This is a genomic window from Aeromicrobium sp. NPDC092404 (assembly GCF_040684095.1).
GTDB lineage: Bacteria > Actinomycetota > Actinomycetes > Propionibacteriales > Nocardioidaceae > Aeromicrobium.
The window spans coordinates 838138-857101 of sequence record NZ_JBFBFI010000002.1 but is presented as its reverse complement, the minus strand read 5'-3'; the positions used below and the strand labels follow the sequence as shown (position 1 = coordinate 857101).

Sequence of the window (18964 nt, the reverse complement as noted above, 5' to 3'; positions counted from 1 at the left end):
TAGGGTGCGCACGGACGGCCGCGATCAGCCGTTGGTGGTGGTCGTGGCTTCCTTCTTGTCGTACGTCTTGACCAGCTCGCCGATGACGACGCTGCGGTTCTCCGTGTGGAACAGCTCCGAGCACGTGAGCAGCGTGATGAGGCGCTCGGTGGGGGTGTCGTTGCGCGCGTCGGGATGCGGCACCCGCCAGAGTGGCCACGGCGTCGTGAACGGCACCGTGATCGACGTGCCGGAGTTGCGCAGACGGTAGGTGAAGATGTCCCGCCTCGTCTCGATGACGACGAGGTCGCCCTTCTTGAGCTTGGGGAACTTGCTGAACGGCTCGCCGTGCGTGACGCGGTGGCCGGCGATCGCGAAGTTGCCGACCTGGCCGGGCTTCTCGCTCTTGGGGTCCCAGCCGACGCCACGCGCCAGCGCGCCGTCGTCGAAGCCCTTGACGATCGGGACCTCGTAGTCCGAGCCGAACCGCTTGACCCGCAGCATCGCGATGGCGTCGCCGTCGACACCCTTCTCCCACTGGATCTTGGTCTGCTTCTTGATCTCGGACTGCTTGTGCTTGGCGACGAGGTTGGTGCCGATGTACTGCCACGCGAAGTAACCGATGACGGAGAGGCCGCCGAGCAGCAGGATGACGCCGATCGCCGTCACGACACGACGCCGAGGCCTGCTCGGCGGGTGCGGGGCGATCGTTGCAGTCATGAGGCGATTGTGTCATCCCGCTGGTACGCCGAAGCACGAAATCTCAGGGAACCGTCAGCGATCTGCGGCCGGTTCGGCAAAGAAATGTCGATTGTTCGACGAAAACCTCTCCACAGTTGTCCCGCTGGCGTAGCATTATGACTGCAGGGTCAATACGCGTTCAGCTGTTGGCGCCTGTTGTCGCCCCACCGTTTCACCCCCCGAGAACGGTGGGGCGACTTATGTCTCCAGCCGGTCGCGTCCCGGAGACCTCACACGGCATCCAGCCTCGCTGCGTCCGCTGTCCGGAACGACCGCCCGAGTACCAGCACCAGCGGGATCAGCGCCAGCGGGATGACGAAGGCCCAGCGCAGGTGATCGGCCGAGGCGGCGGCCCCGATCAGTCCGCCGCCGAGGATCGCACCCACGTAGTTCGCGATGTTCATCCGGGCGATCGCGACGTCGAGCGAGGCCGCCGGCACGGCCCCGGCCAGCGCAGCGAACGACAACGGAGCCAGGATCGCCAGGCCGAGGCCCGTGACGAAGAACCCGCCGATCGCCATGGCCGGCGAGACCGCCGTGACCACTACGGCGAGGCCGACCACGCCCACGACGGTGCCCATCACCACGACCTTGCGAGCCCCGATGCTCCGGACCACGAAGTCACCGCCGAACCGCGAGAGCAGCGCGCCAGCCTGGTAGGCGCCGTAGGCCAGCGGCGCGACGCTCGTGCCGGCGTCGAGGGCGTCCTCGAGGTAGACGCTGCTCCAGGTCAGGATCCCGGTGTCGGCGGCGTAGAACAGCAGGACGACCAGGCCGAAGACCAGGACGGGCCGCCAGGGCAGGTCGAGGCCGGCTGCCGACAGCCCGGGGTCGTGCTCCTTGACCCGAATGAAGTGCGGCGACGCGACGACGACCGTCGCCCACGTGATCGCGGCGATGACGGCCAGGGACAGGCCCAGCGGCAGCTCGATCTCGGCGACCCCGGCGGCGAACAGCGCCCCGGCGATCCCCGCGATCGACCACATTCCGTGGAAGCTCGCCATGATGCTTCGGCCGTACGCCTGCTGCACGCGGACGCCCTGCATGTTCATCCCGGCGTCGACCGCGCCGACGCCCAGCCCATAGACGACGAACGCGGCCACGACCAACGGAAGGGTTGGCGCGACTCCGACGAGCAGGGCACCGAGACCGATCGTGACAAGGGCCAACCGGAACGCCGCGGCGCTGGTGCGGCGCTCGGCGACGAGGCCGGCGAGGACGCTGCCGACGCCAGAGACCACGGCGACCAGCACGAGGATCCCGGTGAGGCCGCCGTCGCCGATGTCGAACTTGTCCTTGATGCGCGGGGCCTGCGTGACGATCGCGGCGAACACCAGCCCCTGCAGGGCGAACCCTGCGGCCACGGAGGCACGCGTTCGCCGGAGGCTCGTCACGCGGTCATCGTAGGGCGCAGCAGGGTCGGGCTCAGCGCATGAATCCCAACGGTGCGTACGAGATGCCCGGGAACACCTTGGAGGTGTCGAGGGCGGGGAACCTCGCACGCAGGATCTCGGTCAGGACGCTGCGGTAGTCCGTCGTCACGGCGAGGTCACCGTCGACCTGTCTGCCGGACGACAGCCCCGGCCAACGGGAGTAGAAGCCACCCTTGACGCCGGCGCCCAGCGCGAAGACCGCGTTGCCGTAGCCGTGGTCGACACCCTGCGACCCGTTCTCCTTGAGTCGCCGGCCGAACTCGCTCAGCGTGACCACCGTGACGCGGCCGGCGTCCAGGCCGAGGTCGAGGAAGAACGCCGCGAGGCAACGCGCCAGGTCCTTGACCGTGTCGTTGACGCGGTAGCCGAGGTCGACGTGGTGGTCCCAGCCGCCGGCATCCACGGCAACGGCCTTGACCCCGACGTTGGCGCGGATGAGCCCGGCCGTCGACTTCAGCGCCGCGCCGAGCTCGGAGTGCCGCGGATAGACGACACCGGCGAGCGGTCCGTCGTTGATCGATCCGGAGATCGCCGCGGCGCGACCCGCCAGAGCGATGGCGTTGAGGCCGGCCGCCCCGATCAGCCCACCCGCGGCGGCGTACTGGGCGTGGAGGCTGTCGCCCACACGCTTTGCCAGGACGGGGTCCTTCGAGAAGGGCATCGCGAGGTCGGAGAATGCCAGCGTCGCGATCGTCGGCGCCGGTCCGGCGAGCGACGTGGGCGTGATGGTGTCACCGATCTGCATCGCGTCGAACACGTCCGGCGACTCCGCGAGACCCGACACCATGCGATTGATCCAGCCGACCCGCGCCGAGCTGCCGGGGTCGGCGTCCTCCAGCGTCTCCATGGCCTCGAAGTGGCTGCGGTTGGGCGCCGGGAGCCCGACGGCGTGGATGCCGGCCACCTGGCCCAGCAGCCACATCGGGCCCAACGCCGTGAACGACGGGTGCAGGCCGAACGTCGAGTCGGCGTACAGCAGTTTGTTCTTGGCGATCGCGGTCGTGGGACGCGAGGCGTAATACGCGTCCTCCGCGTGGGGGACCATCATCGACAGGCCGTCGGCACCTCCGCGCAGCGACAGCACGACCAGCACGTTGGCGTTCGACGAGCCGTAGACCGTCGAGGTCAGCACGTCGCCGAACATCGACGTCGCGACACCGGCCATCGAGGCGAGGCCCGCGGCCTTGAGCAGCGATCGGCGGCTGACCTCGTAGCCGCCGCAGCTGCACTCGTCGATGGGGCTCATCGGAGCATTCCTTCCGGCGTGTTGAGGACCGCGCCGCGGATGACGACCCAACCCCAGTCGGTGACCTTGGCGGCCGACGTCACGACGTGCGTCTCGGGCAGGTTGAGCGCGGCTGCGACGGCGGCGCGCAGCGGAAGCGAGGCCGTGCGACCGACGAGCATCCGCGACTGGTGGTCGACCAGCTGCCCCAAGGTGCACGGCCACATCGTCGGCAGCTGGTCCTCCTTGGCCGGCAGCGTGACCTCCTTGGACCCCCACCAGTTGCCGGCGAGGTTGTAGTGCATGTCCCACGAGCGGAGGACCCGCGCCGGCGAGGTCCACGTCGACGACGTCTCGGGGAAGCCGTCCGGGCGCGGCCAGGTGTACGGGTTCTGCCCCATGTTGTTGCACATCCAGATGACCTTCTCGGCGAACGACTCTTCGTTGGACGACCCGGTCGGCCCCATGCCCAGCACGCGCGCGGAGTTGACGACGTCCTCGACGGGCGTCCGCACCTTCTTGCGCTGTGCCGCGATGAACTCCGGGTGCCGTGCGATCGTCCAGAGGGTCGCGCGGATGTCGGTGTCGGACTTCAGGTACGTCTTGGCGACGGCACTGACGAGGCTGCTCGAGGGGGTGTCGGACACGAACCGCACGCACAGGCGCCGGGCGATCCTCCGGGCGGTCGACGGGTGCCGGGCCAGGTAGTCGAGGTACGCGTTGACCGCCGCGCGCCCGTCCGAGGACGAGTTGGCGTGCGTGAAGCCGAGGATCCTGACCCGACCGCGATAGTGGTCCTTGGTCGAGTACGACGCCGCGAAGTCCTCGAACACGCGGACCGAGAACCCCGTCAGCAGCCGCGCCGAGTTCTTGACGTCGTCCTCGTCGTAGCCCGACGGCCGGCCGACCGTGTAGAGCTCCAGCAGTTCCCGCCCGAGGTTCTCGTTGATGCCGGACTTGGTGTTGGAGCTGTTGTTGAGCCAGCCCGACATCGCGGGGTGGACGATCGTCCCGCGGAGCAGGCTGCGGTACGAGCTGAGGGCTCGCAGGCGGATCATCGCGTCGTACGAGTAGCGCCAGGGGAACGACCGGTCCTCCCCCATCGGGATGTAGAGCAGGTTGGACCAGAAGTCGACCATGACCTCGTGGACCTGCCGCCGGCCCAGGATCTTGCGGGCCATCGAGTAGCAGGCGAAGTCGAAGCCGTAGTCCCAGGCCGACCGCTCCTGGGACTTGACCCGTGACCACGCCGCCGACGGCGAGTCCTTGAGCCGCGGGTACCAGGCGATCACGCCCTGCGCCCGGGTGTCGGACACCTTCGTCCAGTTGAACTGCCACTTGAGCCAGTTGTCGCCGGACCCCTTCGCTCGGACGTCCGCGGCCAGCGACTCGCTGACCCCGTAGCTGAACCGGTTGGCGGTGTGCTGCCACTTCGACGGCAGGACGACAGGCTTCACGGCTGCGGACATGCGCGTGCTCACGGTGCTCCCTCCGTGTGGCCACTCCCTGGCCGATGGCAACCACGCTCCCGGCGGGACTCCCAACCCACCGGTCGTGCCCACGGTTCTCCCCAACCGCAGGCGGGTCGCCAGGACCTGACCTGCACCAAGACTAGGCCCAGATCGCGCTGGTGTTCGGGGACTCGGAAAATTGCCGATCCGGCACCGACTAGCATCTGCGCATGAGTCCGACGTCACACGACGGCCCACGAGTCCCTCGTATGTCGGACGTGGCAGATCGAGCAGGCGTCTCGCACCAGACCGTCTCGCGCGTCATCAACGGCATGGCCGGCGTACGCCCGGAGACCCGCGACCGCGTGCTCAAGGCCGTCGAGGACCTCGGCTACCGGCGCAACCTCGCGGCCCGACTGCTGGCCTCGCGCCGCTCGAGGATGGTCGGCGTCGTGACGTGGGGCACCGAGCAGTTCGGACCGGCGAACGTCCTGCTGGCACTCGAGGCGGCGGCGCGTGAGTCGGAGTACCGCCTGGCGACCGTCAACGTCGAGTCGATGTCGCGAGAGGCCTTCCGCGCAGCGGTGATGGACCTGCAGGAGCGCGTCGTCGAGGCGATGGTCATCATCGTCCCGCACGAGACGATCCTGCGAGAGGCGCACTCCTTGGCCCTCGACATCCCGACCGTGGTGGTCGAGGGCGACATGTCGCGCACCCCGCTCACCGCCGGCTTCGACAACTTCGAGGGCGGCCGGCTGGCGACCCGGCACCTGCTCTCGCTCGGGCACGAGACCGTGATTCACCTCTCCGGACCGAATGGCTGGGCCGAGGCGCACGCCCGCCGCGACGGCTGGAGGGCCGAGCTGGAGAGCCAGGGCCGGCGGGTTCCACCCCTGCGCTGGGGCGGCGACTGGAGCGCAGCGAGCGGCTACCGCACCGGCCAGTCCCTCGCCCGTGAGCGGGACGTCACCGCCGTGTTCGCCGGCAACGACCAGATGGCCTTGGGTCTGCTGCGTGCCCTGCGCGAGGCGGGTCGACAGGTGCCCGGCGACGTGAGCGTCATCGGGTTCGACGACCTGCCCGAGGCCGGCTACTTCCTTCCGCCGTTGACCACGATGCGTCAGGACTTCGCCACGCTCGGGCAGCGCGTGATGGAGATCTTGGCCCGGGTGCTCGAGGGCGAGAGCGAGGCGACGGTCGACCTCGTGCCGACCACCCTCGTCGTGCGCGAGTCGACCGCCCCGCCCTCCGCCTGACCGTCCGCCGGCACCGGGTGCCCTGGTCGAGGCGCAGGAAGCCCCGGCCGCTCAGGGGTTGACGTGACCTGTGATCCGCACCACACTACCCTGATGTGAGCGGTCACATGAGCGCTCACATCAGCCCGGAGGAGGGCCCCCGCTTGAACCAGCACGCGCCCGTTCCCGGCAGTCCACCGTCACCTGTGGTGGTCGGCGTCGACTTTGGGACCCAGTCAGGGCGCGCCCTGGTCGTCCGCGTCTCCGACGGCGAGGAGCTCGGGTCAGCGGTGCACCGGTACGCCCACGGTGTCCTCGACCGCGCGTTGCCCGACGGCACTCCGCTGGGACCCGACTGGGCGCTCCAGGTCGCTGCGGACTACCTCGAGGTCCTGCAGCTCGCCATCCCCCGCGCCCTCGCCGAGGCCGGGGTCGACGCCTCCGCCGTGATCGGCGTCGCCACCGACTTCACCGCCTGCACGATGATCCCGACCACCGAGGACGGCACCCCGCTGTCCGACGTGCCGGGCCTCGCCGGAGAGCCTCACGCGTACGTCAAGCTGTGGCGCCACCATGCCGCGCAGGGGCAGGCCGACCGGCTCAACGAGCTGGCCCGCAAGCGGTCCGAGGTGTGGCTCCCCCGCTACGGCGGCCTGATCTCGTCGGAGTGGGAGTTCGCCAAGGGGCTGCAGCTGCTCGAGGAGGCCCCGGAGGTCTACGCCCGCACGGCGCACTTCGTCGAGGCGGCGGACTGGATCGTCTGGCAGCTCTGCGGCGTGCTGACCCGCAACGCCTGCAGCGCGGGCTACAAGGGCATCCTGCAGGACGGCACCTACCCGAGCCGCGACTTCCTCGCCGAGCTCCAGCCGGACTTCGCGGACTTCGTCACCGACAAGATCGACCGGCCCCTCGTGGCCCTCGGTGATCGCGTCGGCTCGCTGACCGAGGCGGCGGCCGCCCTCACCGGGCTCCCCACCGGCATCGCGGTCGCGGCCGGCAACGTCGACGCCCACGTGACGGCACCGGCCGCACAGGCGACCGGCCCCGGGCAGATGGTCCTCATCATGGGCACGTCGACGTGCCACGTCATGAACAGCGACGTGCTGCGAGAGGTCCCCGGCATGTGCGGGGTCGTCGAGGGCGGCGTCACGCCGGGCATGTGGGGCTACGAGGCCGGGCAGAGCGGTGTCGGCGACATCTTCGAGTGGTTCACGACGCAGCAGGTCCCCGCAGCGACCCGGCAGGCCGCCGAGGAGGCCGGCCTCACGGTGCACGAGCACCTCAGCAGGCTCGCGGCACAGCAGGCGGTCGGCGAGCACGGCCTCCTGGCCCTCGACTGGCACAGCGGCAACCGTTCGGTGCTGGTCGACCACGACCTGACCGGGCTGGTGATCGGGCTGACCCTGGCCACCCGTCCCGGGGACGTCTACCGCGCCCTCCTCGAGGCGACGGCCTTCGGGACGCGGCTCATCATCGAGACGTTCGACGAGGCCGGCGTCCCGGTCGAGGAGATCGTGGTCGCGGGCGGGCTGCAGAAGAACCCGCTGCTGATGCAGATCTACGCCGACGTCATCAACCTGCCGCTGTCGACGATCGGGTCCGACCAGGGCCCGGCCCTCGGCTCGGCCATCCATGCCGCGGTCGCCGCGGGGGCCTACCCCGACATCCACGCGGCCTCCGCCGCGATGGGGCGCATCGACCGCGACAGCTACGTCCCGGACCCGGCTCGCGCCCAGGCGTACGACGAGATCTACGCCGACTACCGCCGCCTGCACGACCACTTCGGTCGGGGCGGCGACGACGTCATGCACCGTCTGAAGGCGCGGCGGCGTGAGGTCCACCGATGAACACCCACCGACTCGCGCAGGGGCTTCGACGTCTGCGCAAGGAGAAAGAGAACAACGGACAGGGACAGCCCCTGCAGTCCGAGCAACGATGAGGAGAAGACCAGTGCGCAAGATTCTCGCAACAGTGGCGGGCGCCGCGATGGCGCTGAGCCTGACAGCATGCGGCTCCGGTGACGGCGGAGGCGGCGGCGACAAGGGCACGATCGGCGTGGCGATGCCGACCAAGTCGTCGGAGCGTTGGATCGCGGACGGCAACAACATCAAGAAGCAGCTCGAGGCGGCCGGCTACAAGGTCGACCTGCAGTACGCCGAGGACGACATCCCCACCCAGGTGTCGCAGGTCGAGAACATGGTGACCAAGGGCGAGAAGATGCTCGTGATCGCCGCGATCGACGGCACCGCGCTCGGCGACGTGCTGCAGAAGGCCGAGGACAGCGACATCCCGATCATCGCGTACGACCGCCTGATCCGTGAGTCCGACGCCGTCGACTACTACACGACGTTCGACAACGAGAAGGTCGGCGAGCTCCAGGCACAGTCGCTGGTCGACGGCCTGAAGGCCAAGGGCGAGGGTCCCTACAACGTCGAGCTGTTCGCCGGCTCGCCGGACGACAACAACGCGACGTTCTTCTGGAACGGGGCGATGAAGGTCCTGGACCCCATGATCAAGTCCGGCGACATGAAGGTCGTGTCGGGCCAGACCGGCTTCAAGCAGGCCGCGATCCTGCGGTGGGACCCGGCCACGGCGCAGAAGCGCATGGAGGACATCCTGACCAAGAGCTACACCAGCGAGACGGTCGACGGCGTCCTCTCGCCGTACGACGGACTGTCGCTCGGCATCATCGCGGCGCTCAAGGCCAACGGCTACAGCGGCGGCGGCAAGGAGCTGCCCGTCGTGACCGGCCAGGACGCCGAGGTGCAGTCGGTCAAGTCGATCCTGCAGGGTGAGCAGTACTCGACGATCTTCAAGGACACGCGCGAGCTGGCCAAGGTCACGGTCGCGATGATCAAGGCGATCGGCGCCGACAAGAAGCCCAAGGTCAACGACACCGACACGTACGACAACGGCAAGAAGGTCGTCCCGTCGTTCCTGCTCGACCCGGTCCCGGTGACCAAGGACTCGGTCCAGAAGGTCCTCGTCGACTCCGACTACTACACGGACGCCGACCTCAAGTGATCCGCGTGGGGCGCCCCTTCTGCGTAGGGGCGCCCCACCTCGCACCCCCCACCGGACCGACAGGAAACCCAGCACCATGAAGCCCATCCTGGAGATGCGTTCCATCACCAAGGCGTTCCCCGGCGTCATCGCTCTCGACGACGTCAACCTCACCGTCAAGACCGGCGACATCCACGCCATCTGCGGCGAGAACGGCGCCGGCAAGTCGACCTTGATGAAGGTCCTCAGCGGGGTCTACCCGCACGGCTCGTACGACGGTGACATCGTCTTCGAGGGCGAGGTCGTGGCGTTCAAGGACATCCGTCAGAGCGAGTCGGCCGGCATCGTGATCATCCACCAGGAGCTCGCGCTGATCCCCGAGCTGTCGATCGCCGAGAACATCTTCCTCGGCAACGAGAACGCCTCGGGCGGCGTCATCAGCTGGGACCGCACCAACCGTCAGGCGATCGAGCTGCTGGCTCGGGTCGGCCTGGCCGAGAACCCCCTGACCCCGGTCATGCACCTCGGCGTCGGCAAGCAACAGCTGGTCGAGATCGCCAAGGCGCTGTCCAAGGAGGTCAAGCTGCTGATCCTCGACGAGCCGACGGCAGCCCTCAACGACGACGACTCCCAGCACCTGCTCGGCCTGCTCAAGGGCCTGCAGGCCAAGGGCATCACCTCGATCATGATCTCCCACAAGCTCAACGAGATCGAGCAGATCGCCGACGCGATCACGATCCTGCGCGACGGCCGCACGATCGAGACCCTCGCGGTCGCCGAGGACAAGGTCGACGAGGACCGCATCATTCGCGGCATGGTCGGCCGCGACCTCGAGCACCGGTTCCCCGAGCACGAGCCCGAGATCGGCGGGGTGCTGCTGGAGGTCCGCGACTGGTCGGTCATGCATCCGATCGACGGCTCCCGGGCCGTCATCAAGGACGTCGACCTCACGGTCAACCGCGGAGAGATCGTGGGCATCGCCGGGTTGATGGGCGCCGGCCGCACGGAGCTCGCACGCAGCATCTTCGGCCGCTCGTACGGCAGCCACATCGAGGGACAGCTGATCCTCGACGGCAAGGAGCTCCACCTCAAGTCGGTGCACGCCGCGATCGAGGCGGGCATCGCCTACCTCACCGAGGACCGCAAGGCGTTGGGTCTCAACCTGCTCGACGACATCAAGCGCAGCGTGACCGCGGCCGGGATCGAGCGGCTGCGCAAGGGCCTGACGGTCGACCAGCGCGAGGAGGTCGTCGTCGCCGAGCGCTACCGCAGCAGCATGAACATCAAGACGCCGACGGTCAACGAGGGCGTCGCGAAGCTGTCGGGCGGCAACCAGCAGAAGGTCGTGCTGAGCAAATGGATGTACACCGATCCCCAGGTGCTCATCCTCGACGAGCCGACCCGAGGCATCGACGTCGGCGCCAAGTACGAGATCTACGGCGTCATCCAACGGCTGGCCAAGCAGGGCCGCGGCATCATCGTCATCTCCTCGGAGCTGCCGGAGCTGCTGGGGCTGTGCGACCGCATCTACACCCTCGCCGAGGGCCGCATCACCGGCGAGCTCGATCGAGGCGAGGCCGACCAGGAGACCCTGATGCGCTACATGACCACTTCGACACACGGACAAGAGGTAGGACGATGAGCACCGCGAGCAACATGAAGAGCCTGTTGCGAGGCAACGTCAGGCAGTACGGCATGGTCATCGCCCTGGTGACGATCATCGTGTTCTTCCAGATCCAGACCGACGGAGTGCTGCTCCGGCCGCTCAACGTCACGAACCTGCTGACCCAGAACGCGGCGATCCTGATCCTCGCGATCGGCATGGTCATGGTGATCATCGCCCGGCACATCGACCTGTCGGTCGGCTCGGTCGCGGCGTTCGTCGGCGCGGTCGCCGCGATCATGATGACCAAGTGGGACATGCCCTGGCCCATCGCCGTCATCCTCTGCCTCGCGCTCGGGGCGGCGATCGGGGCGTGGCACGGGTTCTGGGTGGCGTACGTCGGGATCCCCGCGTTCATCGTGACCCTGGCCAGCATGCTGCTGTTCCGCGGCCTGACGCTCGTCGTGCTCGACGGCGCCACGGTCGGCGACCTGCCGGGGGGCTTCGAGGCGATGGGCAACGGCTTCCTGCCGGAGGTGGGGCCCGACACGGACCTGGCCAACCTGACCCTCGTGATCGCAGCCTTGCTTGCGGCGTTCCTGGTGTTCCTGGAGTTCCGCAAGCGGGCTTCGGCGATCCGCTACAACTTCGAGGTCCTGCCGCTGCCGTTGTTCTATGCCAAGCTCGCGGCGATCGTCGCGGCGCTGTTCTGGTTCTCGTACATCCTCGCCCAGTACCGCGGCCTGCCCATCGTCGGACTGATCCTCTTCGTCCTCATCGGCATCTACAGCTTCGTCATGGAACGCACCGTCGTCGGCCGTCACATCTACGCGATCGGTGGCAACGTCGACGCCGCGACGATGTCGGGCGTACGCACCCGGCGCATCGACTTCCTCGTCATGACCAACATGGGACTGCTGTCGGCGCTGGCCGGCATGGTCACAGCGGCCCGACTCACGGCGGCCAACCCCAAGGCCGGCACCAACTTCGAGCTCGACGCCATCGCGGCGGCGTTCATCGGGGGCGCCGCCGTCACGGGCGGTGTCGGCACGGTCGTCGGCGCCATCATCGGCGGCTTCGTGATGGGCGTCCTCAACAACGGCATGTCGCTGATGGGCACCTCGATCGACTGGCAGCAGGCCGTCAAGGGCCTCGTGCTGCTGGCCGCGGTCGCGTTCGACGTCTGGAACAAGAAGCGCACGTCGGTCGGTGGCGGTGCCGGGTCGGAGGACACCACCACGACGGCGCCTCCACCGAACGACCTCGTGGACGAGATCGAGCAGGCATCGCTCCCGGGCACGGAGCAGGTCGCCAAGACCTAGCCGCCTAGGATCGAGCGCATGAAGACCTCCAGCGCCCGGCTGTCAGGTCTCGGCACCACGATCTTCGCCGAGATGAGTGCTCGCGCGCTGCGGACCGGCGCGATCAACCTCGGTCAGGGCTTTCCCGACACGGACGGCCCGGCCGAGGTCGTCGAGGTCGCGGTCGACGCGCTGCGCAGCGGACGCAACCAGTACGCGCCGGGCACGGGCGTGCCGCAGCTGCGGCACGCCGTCGCTGCGCACCAGAAGCGGTTCTACGGGCTCGACCTCGACCCGGACTCCGAGGTCGCCGTCACCACGGGTGCCACCGAGGCGATCGCTGCGGCCCTGCTCGGGCTGGTCGACCCGGGCGACGAGGTCATCGTGCTCGAGCCCTACTACGACTCCTACGTCGCGGTGATCCAGATGGCCGGTGGCGTGCGCCGGCCGGTGACGCTCCGCGCGCCGGACTTCCGGCTCCCGCTGGACGAGCTGCGTGCCGCGGTGTCGCCACGGACGACCACGATCCTGCTCAACTCGCCGCACAACCCGACCGGCACCGTGCTGCGACGCGACGAGCTCGACGCGATCGCGGCCGTCGCGATCGAGCACGACCTCGTCGTGATCAGCGACGAGGTCTACGAGCACCTCACGTTCGACGGCATCCCGCACCTGCCCATCGCGACGCTGCCCGGGATGGCCGGGCGCACGCTGACGATCTCGAGCGGCGGCAAGAGCTTCTCGTTCACGGGCTGGAAGATCGGGTGGGCCACCGGCCCGGCAGCCCTCGTGCAGGCGATGCTCGGCGCGAAGCAGTTCATGACCTACACCTCCGGGTCCCCGTTGCAGCCGGCGATCGCACACGCGCTCGGTGCCGACGACGCCTACTTCGACGACTTCCGGGCTCGGCTGCAAGCCCAGCGGGATCTGCTGTGCGCCGGGCTGGCCGACCTGGGCTTCGGCGTGCACGTCCCCGAGGGCACCTACTTCGCCACGACCGACATCACCCCGCTGGGCTTCGACGACGGTGTCGAGTTCTGCCGGGCGCTGCCCGAGCGTGCTGGGGTGGTCGCGATCCCGCACCAGGTGTTCTACGACGACGTCGCCGCGGGCCGTCCGCTCGTCCGGTGGGCGTTCTGCAAGCAGCCGAGCGTCATCGAGGAGGCGCTGGACCGGCTGAAGGCCCTCCACCCCTGACTATGCCCCGAGATTTGGACGCTGGTGCACCAGCCACGCGGTCGCGGTGGTGCACGAGGATCCAAATCTCGGCGCGTCGGTTAGCGATAGGCGGGGGCTCTCGTCGTGCTGCCCTCGGCACCCTTTCTCAGCATCGGCAGGACCCTCGGGCGTACGAGCTCCGAGAGCACGATCGTGCTCGTCGACCGCACGACGGAGCCGGACCGACTGATGTGCAGCAGCGTGGCCTGGAGGTCCTCGTGCGACATGGCGGCGATCTTGCAGACGACGTCGGCCAAGCCGCTCGTGACGTACGCCTCCAGGACGTTGGGCAGCGAGTCGAGCTCGTCGGTCACGGCGTCGAGCGCCCCTTGGGCGATCTCGAGGGTCACGAACGCCAGCACGGGGTGACCGGCGGCGACCAGATCGATGTCGGGGCCGTAGCCGGTGATGACGCCCGCGCGTTCGAGCTTGGCCAGTCGTGACTGCACGGTGGCCCGCGCCACCTGCGTGATCCGGGACAGCTCCAGGTCGCCGACACGGGGGTGCTCGCGCATCGCCTCGACGAGCGCGACATCGAGCTGGTCCATACGTCCTCCACCTGTGCAGACTGACTAGTTCGAGACCAGACTAGCGGGCTGATGTGGCACATGTGTGCACTCTGAAGCGCGCCGCTTGCCCATCACACGGCAATGCGTTGATGTTGGCCCATGACCCTCGACCTGACTGACTCCGAGCGCCTTGCCCACCTCGACCTCGACCAGCTCAAGCAGCTCGTCGGACTCGTTGAGTACGACACCACGACCGACCCGTTCCCGGTGACCGGCTGGGACGCCGTGGTGTGGGCCGTCGGCAACGCGACGCAGTCCGCGCACTTCTACCAGTCCGCGTTCGGCATGGAGCTCGTCGCCTACTCAGGGCCCGAGACCGGCAACCGCGACCATCATGCGTACGTCCTGGAGAGCGGTGCCGTCCGGTTCGTGCTCAAGGGCGGCGTGGACCCCGAGAGCATGATCCTCGACCACCACCGGGCTCACGGCGACGGCGTCATCGACATCGCGCTCGAGGTGCCCGACGTCGACGCCTGCATCGACCACGCTCGTGCCCAGGGCGCCACGATCCTCGACGAGCCGCACGACGTCACCGACGAGCACGGCACCGTGCGCCTGGCAGCCATCGCGGCCTACGGCGAGACGCGGCACACGCTTGTCGACCGCAGCGCGTACACCGGCCCCTACCTCCCCGGCTACGTCGAGCGCCGCTCGACGCTGGTCAAGCCCGAGGGCGCTCCCAAGCGGATCTTCCAGGCACTGGACCACGTCGTCGGCAACGTCGAGCTGGGCCACATGGACGAGTGGGTCGACTTCTACAACCGGATCATGGGCTTCACCAACATGGCGGAGTTCGTCGGCGACGACATCGCCACCGAGTACAGCGCGCTGATGAGCAAGGTCGTGGCCAGCGGCAACCACCGGGTCAAGTTCCCGCTCAACGAGCCAGCGGTCGGCAAGCGCAAGTCCCAGATCGACGAGTACCTCGAGTTCTACCGCGGTCCCGGCGCGCAGCACCTCGCCCTCGCCACGAACGACATCCTCGAGACCGTCGACCGGCTGCGGGCCGCCGGCATCGAGTTCCTCGACACCCCCGAGTCGTACTACACCGATCCCGAGCTGCGCGCCCGGATCGGCAACGTCCGGGTGCCCATCGAGGAGCTGCAGAAGCGCGGAATCCTGGTGGACCGGGACGAGGACGGCTACCTGCTGCAGATCTTCACCAAGCCGATCGGCGACCGGCCCACGGTGTTCTTCGAGATGATCGAGCGGCACGGCTCGCTCGGCTTCGGCAAGGGCAACTTCCAGGCGCTGTTCGAGGCCATCGAGCGCGAGCAGGCCAAGCGCGGCAACTTCTGACCGTACACAGGAAGGCGGCCAGCTGTTTTTTCAACCGACCGCCCCGGCGCCGAGCGCCTCGTCGAGCGGTCTGGTGCACCAGTCCGTTCAACTCGAGCGAGGTACCCGCGCGCCCGGATGCGAACCGCCTTGCTTCGGGGGCGTTTCGCGCCTGAGGCGCCAAGGCTGAGGACTGAGGCCGGAATGCAGCCCCGGACGGGGCGTAGTGTGGGAGATCCGCCAGGCACGATTCCCTAGGCACGTCCGGGAGCGCCATGCCCCACCACGCACCAGCACGTGCTTCAGACCTCGGTCCCGCCCTGGAGTTCGAGGGACTCCTTGCCCAGCTGGTCGAACGGGCCGATCAGATGATGCGATCGCAGTCCAGGCTGCGGGATCTCATTCGGGTCAACAACGACCTCACGAGCAATCTCGATCTCGAGACGGTGCTGCGGAAGATCGTCGAGATCGGCACCGAGCTCATCCACGCCGAGTTCGGGGCCATGGGGGTCATCGCCGAGGACCAGTCGATGGAGCAGTTCATCACGGTGGGGATGAACGCCGAGACGATCGAGCGAATCGGCGCGATGCCCGAAGGCAAGGGACTCTTGGGCGCGCTGATTGCAGACCCCAGCCCGGTCCGCCTCGCCGAGATCGCCGACGATGCCCGGTCGAGCGGTTTTCCCGCCCACCACCCGCTGATGAAGAGCTTCCTCGGCGTACCCATCCGGGTCCGGGACTCGGTCTACGGCAATCTCTACCTGACCGACAGCAAGAACGGGCAGTTCTCCGCCGACGACGAGGAGCTTGCTGAAGCGCTTGCAGCCACGGCGGGTATCGCCATCGCCAATGCCCGGCTCTTCGAGGAGGCGCTCTACCGCGAGAAGTGGGCGTCCGCCCTCGCCGAGACCGCGCGGCGCCTGATCGAGGACGAGGACGACCAGCACCTCGGATTCCTCGTCGACCGGGTGAAGGAGCTGGCCGACGCCGACATGGTCAGCATCGGCCTCGTCACCTCCGCAAGGACCGACCTGGTCATCGATCGGGTCGTCGGCTCCGGCGCCGACGACCTGATGGGCACGTCCTTCTCGCTCGGGGAGACCGTCGCCGGCGAGGCCATCCGGTCCGGTGAGCCCGTCCTCGTCCCTGACGCCGGCCTGCTGGACGATCACCACTTCACGACGCCGACCCGCCTCGGGGACGCGATGGTCATCCCGTTCACCATCGGTGCAGGCGGCGCCGGCGTGCTGAGCCTCGCCAGGCTCAAGGGGCGAGCCGACTTCGGCGCCAGGGACCTCGACATGGGGATGTCGTTCGCGAGCCACATCAGCGTGTCGATCGATCGAGCCGAGGCTCGGACGACCAAGCGGAGGGTCGCGCTCCTCGAGGACCGGAGCCGTATCGCTCGCGACCTCCACGACCACGTCATCCAACGACTCTTCGCGACCGGCCTGAGTCTTCAGGCGGTCGCAGCCGAGCTCGCACCGGCGGACGCCCACACCGTCACCGAGCAGGTCAAGGAGATCGACGCCTCCATTGCCCAGATCCGGCAGAGCATCTTCGCGCTGCATCGCGACCCGGAGGTGACGTCGGTGAGCCTGCGGGCCAGAGTGCTGGAGATCGTCGACAGGGTGGAGTCGCAGGACTCGAGCAGCCCGCGCCCCCAGGTGACGTTCCTCGGTCCGGTCGACCTGATGGCCGACGCCCCGCTGACGGACGACGTGGCTGCAGTCGTGACCGAAGCGCTGGCCAACGTGGTCCGGCACGGACAGGCCACCAACGTCGAGGTCGTCATCTCCGCCGCAGCGGGTCGGGTGACCGTCGAGGTGACCGACGACGGCATCGGCCCGGGCACCAGCCCACGACTCAGCGGCCTGGCCAACCTGCGATCTCGAGCAGACTCGTACGACGGCTCGTTCGAGCTCGAACCCGGCCCGGAGGGTGGCACCCAGCTCGTGTGGTCAGTGCCGGTCTGAGCTCGTGGAGCAGGCTGCGACGAAGCTGGGACGTACGCCGAGCGGGCGTGGGTGGCACACCCCGCAGCACGGCACACGCCCCACCTGCTCGGCGAGGCGCTCAGCTGGCACCAGCGCTACCGGAACACGGGCCGGATGGGACAAGGCGATCGGGACCGGCCGCCCCGTGGGGCTTCCGGTCCCGATGTAGGCCTGCGGGTCAGCGCAGGACCGGGTTGCTCTGCACGACGGGGAGCTTCTCCCACATCGCTCCGAGGCCCAGCGTGCGACCGGAATTGCCCAGCGCGAGCACGGCGAGCACCAGCGCGTAGATCAGGTGGTCGTCGAGGAACGGGTTGTTCTCCGGGGGCAGGACGGCTGTCCACATGAGGACCATCAGCAAGGCGCCGGCCGCGGCCGCGGCGCGCATCGCCACCCCGAGGATCAGCGCGGACCCGATGCCCAGCAGGCCGAGCATGAAGAGCCAGTCGGCCCACGCGTGACCGGCGAAGCTCTCGTACATGCCCGAGAACGGTCCTGACGTCGCGTTGCCGAGGAATCCGGCCGTGGGGCTGCCGCCGTTGATCCAGGCATCCGCGGACGCCGTCTCGTGGCCGAGGCCGAACGCCTTGTCGAGGAAGGGCCAGAGGAAGACCCAGCCCATCGCGAGTCGCGTCACGCCGAGGACCAACGACAACGGTGTCGTCCGCTCTGCGGTGACTGGTGCGGCGTGCGTGCGGCTGGCTGCGAGGGTCGTGCTCATGGTGACTCCTTGATTGATGTTCGTTGCCTCGAGCATCGCGGCTGTCCCTCGGCCGGGTCAGGGCACAGAGTCCGCATTCCGAGGGTCCCTTGGCGCCCCAGATGGACCAAGGTCCCTTGGCTCGGTGCTCAAGGCCCATGGGGTCGACGGGCGGACCGCGTCAGGCTGGACCTGCAGGCCCCGCCGCGAAAGGAATCCCCGTGACCATCCCCGTACGCTTGTCGCCCTCCCCCACCTTGACGGCCCTCGACGACCAAGAGTGCCAAGCCCTCCTCGGCACCACGACGGTCGGTCACCTGGCATTCGTCGACGCCGAGGGGCAGCAGCTGATTCCGCTCAACTTCGCCTTCATCGACGGCTTCGTCTACGCCCGGACCAGCCACGAGAGCATCCTGGCCGGCCTGGCGCGCGGCCACGAGGACGTCGCATTCGGCATCGAGCACCAAGACGTGTTCCGGTCCGGGTGGAATGTCACGGTCCGTGGCTCGGTCGACGAGGTGGAGGACCGCGCGACGATCAACGTCGTGCTGAGCCACCACAGGCTCGACCCGTGGGCCGGTGGCGTGCGCCCGCTCGTCCTGCGGATCACGCCGCGATCCTTCGCGGGTCGACGGGTGCATGGCGGCGCCTCTCACTGACCGAACAGCCTCGGTCACGACACCGCTGCACCGTCTCGCGGGGTCACCTCGTTGCGGGATCAGGGACGGCCGCCAGCTGATCCCTGATGTGGAGCGCCCACGCGTCGACCTGGTCCCAGTCGCGGTGGTCACCCGGCAGGGCGTGGGCGACTCTCACGGCCATGCGCTCGACCCAGCTCAGGTGGGTCGTGTCGAGCCGGCCCCCGAAGACCCGGTGCTCGACGGCCTGTCCCGACGCCACCATCGCGTCCGCCGAGAGCACCTGGGCATCCTCGCTCTCGACGTCGGAGATCGGACCGGTGCTGAAAAGCCAAAGGTCGAGGAGCGGAGCATCCTTCACGTGCTGCAAGGCCCGTCCCGCCGAGTGCATCCAGTGACTGAAGTAGATCGCGCTGCCGAGCACGACGGCATCCACGTCGTCGAGGTCCCTGAGGTCGCTCAGGTCCGTACGGATCACGTTCCAGCCTGCCGGTAGACCACGGGACAAGGTGTCGGCGAGGCGATCGGCGATCTCACAGGTCCCGCCGTGGCGACTCGCTGCCCCCACGACGACCGTACGTTGCAGCCGCATC

General features: G+C 68.6%; 16 protein-coding genes. 9 read left to right on the top strand and 7 right to left on the bottom strand.

Annotated elements, in window-relative coordinates; translation table 11 throughout:
• Positions 1-24: 24 nt before the first annotated feature.
• The 4 genes from AB0N22_RS14760 to AB0N22_RS14745 form a co-directional block, all read right to left on the bottom strand.
• Positions 25-699, bottom strand: coding sequence for a sortase (locus AB0N22_RS14760; protein ID WP_364641667.1), 675 nt, complete (start codon positions 697-699; stop codon positions 25-27).
• Between the two features lie 251 nt (positions 700-950).
• Complete coding sequence (locus AB0N22_RS14755; protein ID WP_364641664.1) at positions 951-2114, bottom strand: MFS transporter; 1164 nt, start codon at positions 2112-2114, stop codon at positions 951-953.
• A 31-nt stretch (positions 2115-2145) separates the two neighbouring features.
• A complete protein-coding gene (locus tag AB0N22_RS14750; RefSeq protein ID WP_364641661.1) occupies positions 2146-3399 on the bottom strand; it encodes a DUF1501 domain-containing protein in 1254 nt (417 codons plus the stop codon).
• Positions 3396-4859, bottom strand: a complete 1464-nt coding sequence (locus tag AB0N22_RS14745; protein ID WP_364641658.1) for a DUF1800 domain-containing protein — start codon at positions 4857-4859, stop codon at positions 3396-3398. Before AB0N22_RS14745 ends, AB0N22_RS14750 begins: the two co-directional genes overlap by 4 nt.
• A 248-nt stretch (positions 4860-5107) precedes the next feature.
• On the opposite strand from AB0N22_RS14745, the gene AB0N22_RS14740 reads away from it, so the two are divergent.
• The 6 genes from AB0N22_RS14740 to AB0N22_RS14715 all read left to right on the top strand — a co-directional run bounded on the left by AB0N22_RS14740 (position 5108) and on the right by AB0N22_RS14715 (position 13168).
• The gene (locus AB0N22_RS14740; RefSeq protein ID WP_364641655.1) at positions 5108-6085 is read left to right on the top strand and encodes a LacI family DNA-binding transcriptional regulator; all 978 of its coding nucleotides are present in this window, start codon (positions 5108-5110) and stop codon (positions 6083-6085) included.
• Positions 6086-6192: 107 nt separating this feature from the next.
• On the top strand, positions 6193-7911 hold the full coding sequence (araB, locus tag AB0N22_RS14735) for a ribulokinase (RefSeq protein ID WP_364641652.1): 1719 nt from the start codon (positions 6193-6195) through the stop codon (positions 7909-7911).
• A gap of 103 nt (positions 7912-8014) precedes the next feature.
• Positions 8015-9088, top strand: a complete 1074-nt coding sequence (gene chvE, locus AB0N22_RS14730; RefSeq protein ID WP_364641649.1) for a multiple monosaccharide ABC transporter substrate-binding protein — start codon at positions 8015-8017, stop codon at positions 9086-9088.
• Between the two features lie 76 nt (positions 9089-9164).
• Positions 9165-10709: a multiple monosaccharide ABC transporter ATP-binding protein gene (gene mmsA, locus AB0N22_RS14725; RefSeq protein ID WP_364641646.1), complete on the top strand. Its 1545-nt coding sequence runs from the start codon at positions 9165-9167 to the stop codon at positions 10707-10709.
• Positions 10706-11992: a multiple monosaccharide ABC transporter permease gene (mmsB, locus tag AB0N22_RS14720; protein ID WP_364641643.1), complete on the top strand. Its 1287-nt coding sequence runs from the start codon at positions 10706-10708 to the stop codon at positions 11990-11992. The genes mmsA and mmsB overlap by 4 nt, the downstream gene beginning before the upstream one ends.
• Before the next feature lie 18 nt (positions 11993-12010).
• Complete coding sequence (locus AB0N22_RS14715; protein ID WP_364641640.1) at positions 12011-13168, top strand: pyridoxal phosphate-dependent aminotransferase; 1158 nt, start codon at positions 12011-12013, stop codon at positions 13166-13168.
• Between the two features lie 80 nt (positions 13169-13248).
• Here AB0N22_RS14715 and AB0N22_RS14710 read toward each other — a convergent pair whose 3' ends face one another.
• Entirely contained in the window at positions 13249-13737 is a 489-nt protein-coding gene (locus AB0N22_RS14710; protein ID WP_364641637.1) for an Lrp/AsnC family transcriptional regulator, read from the bottom strand.
• Between the two features lie 120 nt (positions 13738-13857).
• Here AB0N22_RS14710 and hppD point away from each other — a divergent pair, with 120 nt between their 5' ends.
• Together hppD and AB0N22_RS14700 are read left to right on the top strand one after the other, a co-directional pair.
• Positions 13858-15057 carry a 4-hydroxyphenylpyruvate dioxygenase gene (gene hppD, locus AB0N22_RS14705; RefSeq protein ID WP_364641634.1) on the top strand — a complete coding sequence of 400 codons (1200 nt, stop codon included), beginning with the start codon at positions 13858-13860 and terminating at the stop codon, positions 15055-15057.
• A gap of 254 nt (positions 15058-15311) precedes the next feature.
• The gene (locus tag AB0N22_RS14700) at positions 15312-17012 is read left to right on the top strand and encodes a GAF domain-containing protein (RefSeq protein ID WP_364641631.1); all 1701 of its coding nucleotides are present in this window, start codon (positions 15312-15314) and stop codon (positions 17010-17012) included.
• A 199-nt stretch (positions 17013-17211) separates the two neighbouring features.
• Here the strand turns inward: AB0N22_RS14700 and AB0N22_RS14695 are convergent, their stop codons facing one another.
• Positions 17212-17754 (bottom strand): hypothetical protein, encoded by a 543-nt coding sequence (locus AB0N22_RS14695; RefSeq protein WP_364641628.1) that lies wholly within the window; start codon positions 17752-17754, stop codon positions 17212-17214.
• A gap of 200 nt (positions 17755-17954) precedes the next feature.
• On the opposite strand from AB0N22_RS14695, the gene AB0N22_RS14690 reads away from it, so the two are divergent.
• Entirely contained in the window at positions 17955-18392 is a 438-nt protein-coding gene (locus AB0N22_RS14690; RefSeq protein ID WP_364641625.1) for a pyridoxamine 5'-phosphate oxidase family protein, read from the top strand.
• Between the two features lie 43 nt (positions 18393-18435).
• On the opposite strand, the gene AB0N22_RS14685 is transcribed toward AB0N22_RS14690, so the two are convergent.
• On the bottom strand, positions 18436-18963 hold the full coding sequence (locus AB0N22_RS14685; RefSeq protein ID WP_364641623.1) for a flavodoxin domain-containing protein: 528 nt from the start codon (positions 18961-18963) through the stop codon (positions 18436-18438).
• Position 18964 lies beyond the last annotated feature (1 nt).

Coding starts and splice junctions, on each gene's coding strand:
- AB0N22_RS14760 (WP_364641667.1), bottom strand. CDS start 699: ATGACTGCAACGATCGCCCCGCACCCGCCGAGCAGGCCTCGGCGTCGT.
- AB0N22_RS14750 (WP_364641661.1), bottom strand. CDS start 3,399: ATGAGCCCCATCGACGAGTGCAGCTGCGGCGGCTACGAGGTCAGCCGC.
- araB (WP_364641652.1), top strand. CDS start 6,193: ATGAGCGCTCACATCAGCCCGGAGGAGGGCCCCCGCTTGAACCAGCAC.
- mmsA (WP_364641646.1), top strand. CDS start 9,165: ATGAAGCCCATCCTGGAGATGCGTTCCATCACCAAGGCGTTCCCCGGC.
- mmsB (WP_364641643.1), top strand. CDS start 10,706: ATGAGCACCGCGAGCAACATGAAGAGCCTGTTGCGAGGCAACGTCAGG.
- AB0N22_RS14715 (WP_364641640.1), top strand. CDS start 12,011: ATGAAGACCTCCAGCGCCCGGCTGTCAGGTCTCGGCACCACGATCTTC.
- AB0N22_RS14710 (WP_364641637.1), bottom strand. CDS start 13,737: ATGGACCAGCTCGATGTCGCGCTCGTCGAGGCGATGCGCGAGCACCCC.
- hppD (WP_364641634.1), top strand. CDS start 13,858: ATGACCCTCGACCTGACTGACTCCGAGCGCCTTGCCCACCTCGACCTC.
- AB0N22_RS14700 (WP_364641631.1), top strand. CDS start 15,312: ATGCCCCACCACGCACCAGCACGTGCTTCAGACCTCGGTCCCGCCCTG.
- AB0N22_RS14695 (WP_364641628.1), bottom strand. CDS start 17,754: ATGAGCACGACCCTCGCAGCCAGCCGCACGCACGCCGCACCAGTCACC.
- AB0N22_RS14685 (WP_364641623.1), bottom strand. CDS start 18,963: ATGCGGCTGCAACGTACGGTCGTCGTGGGGGCAGCGAGTCGCCACGGC.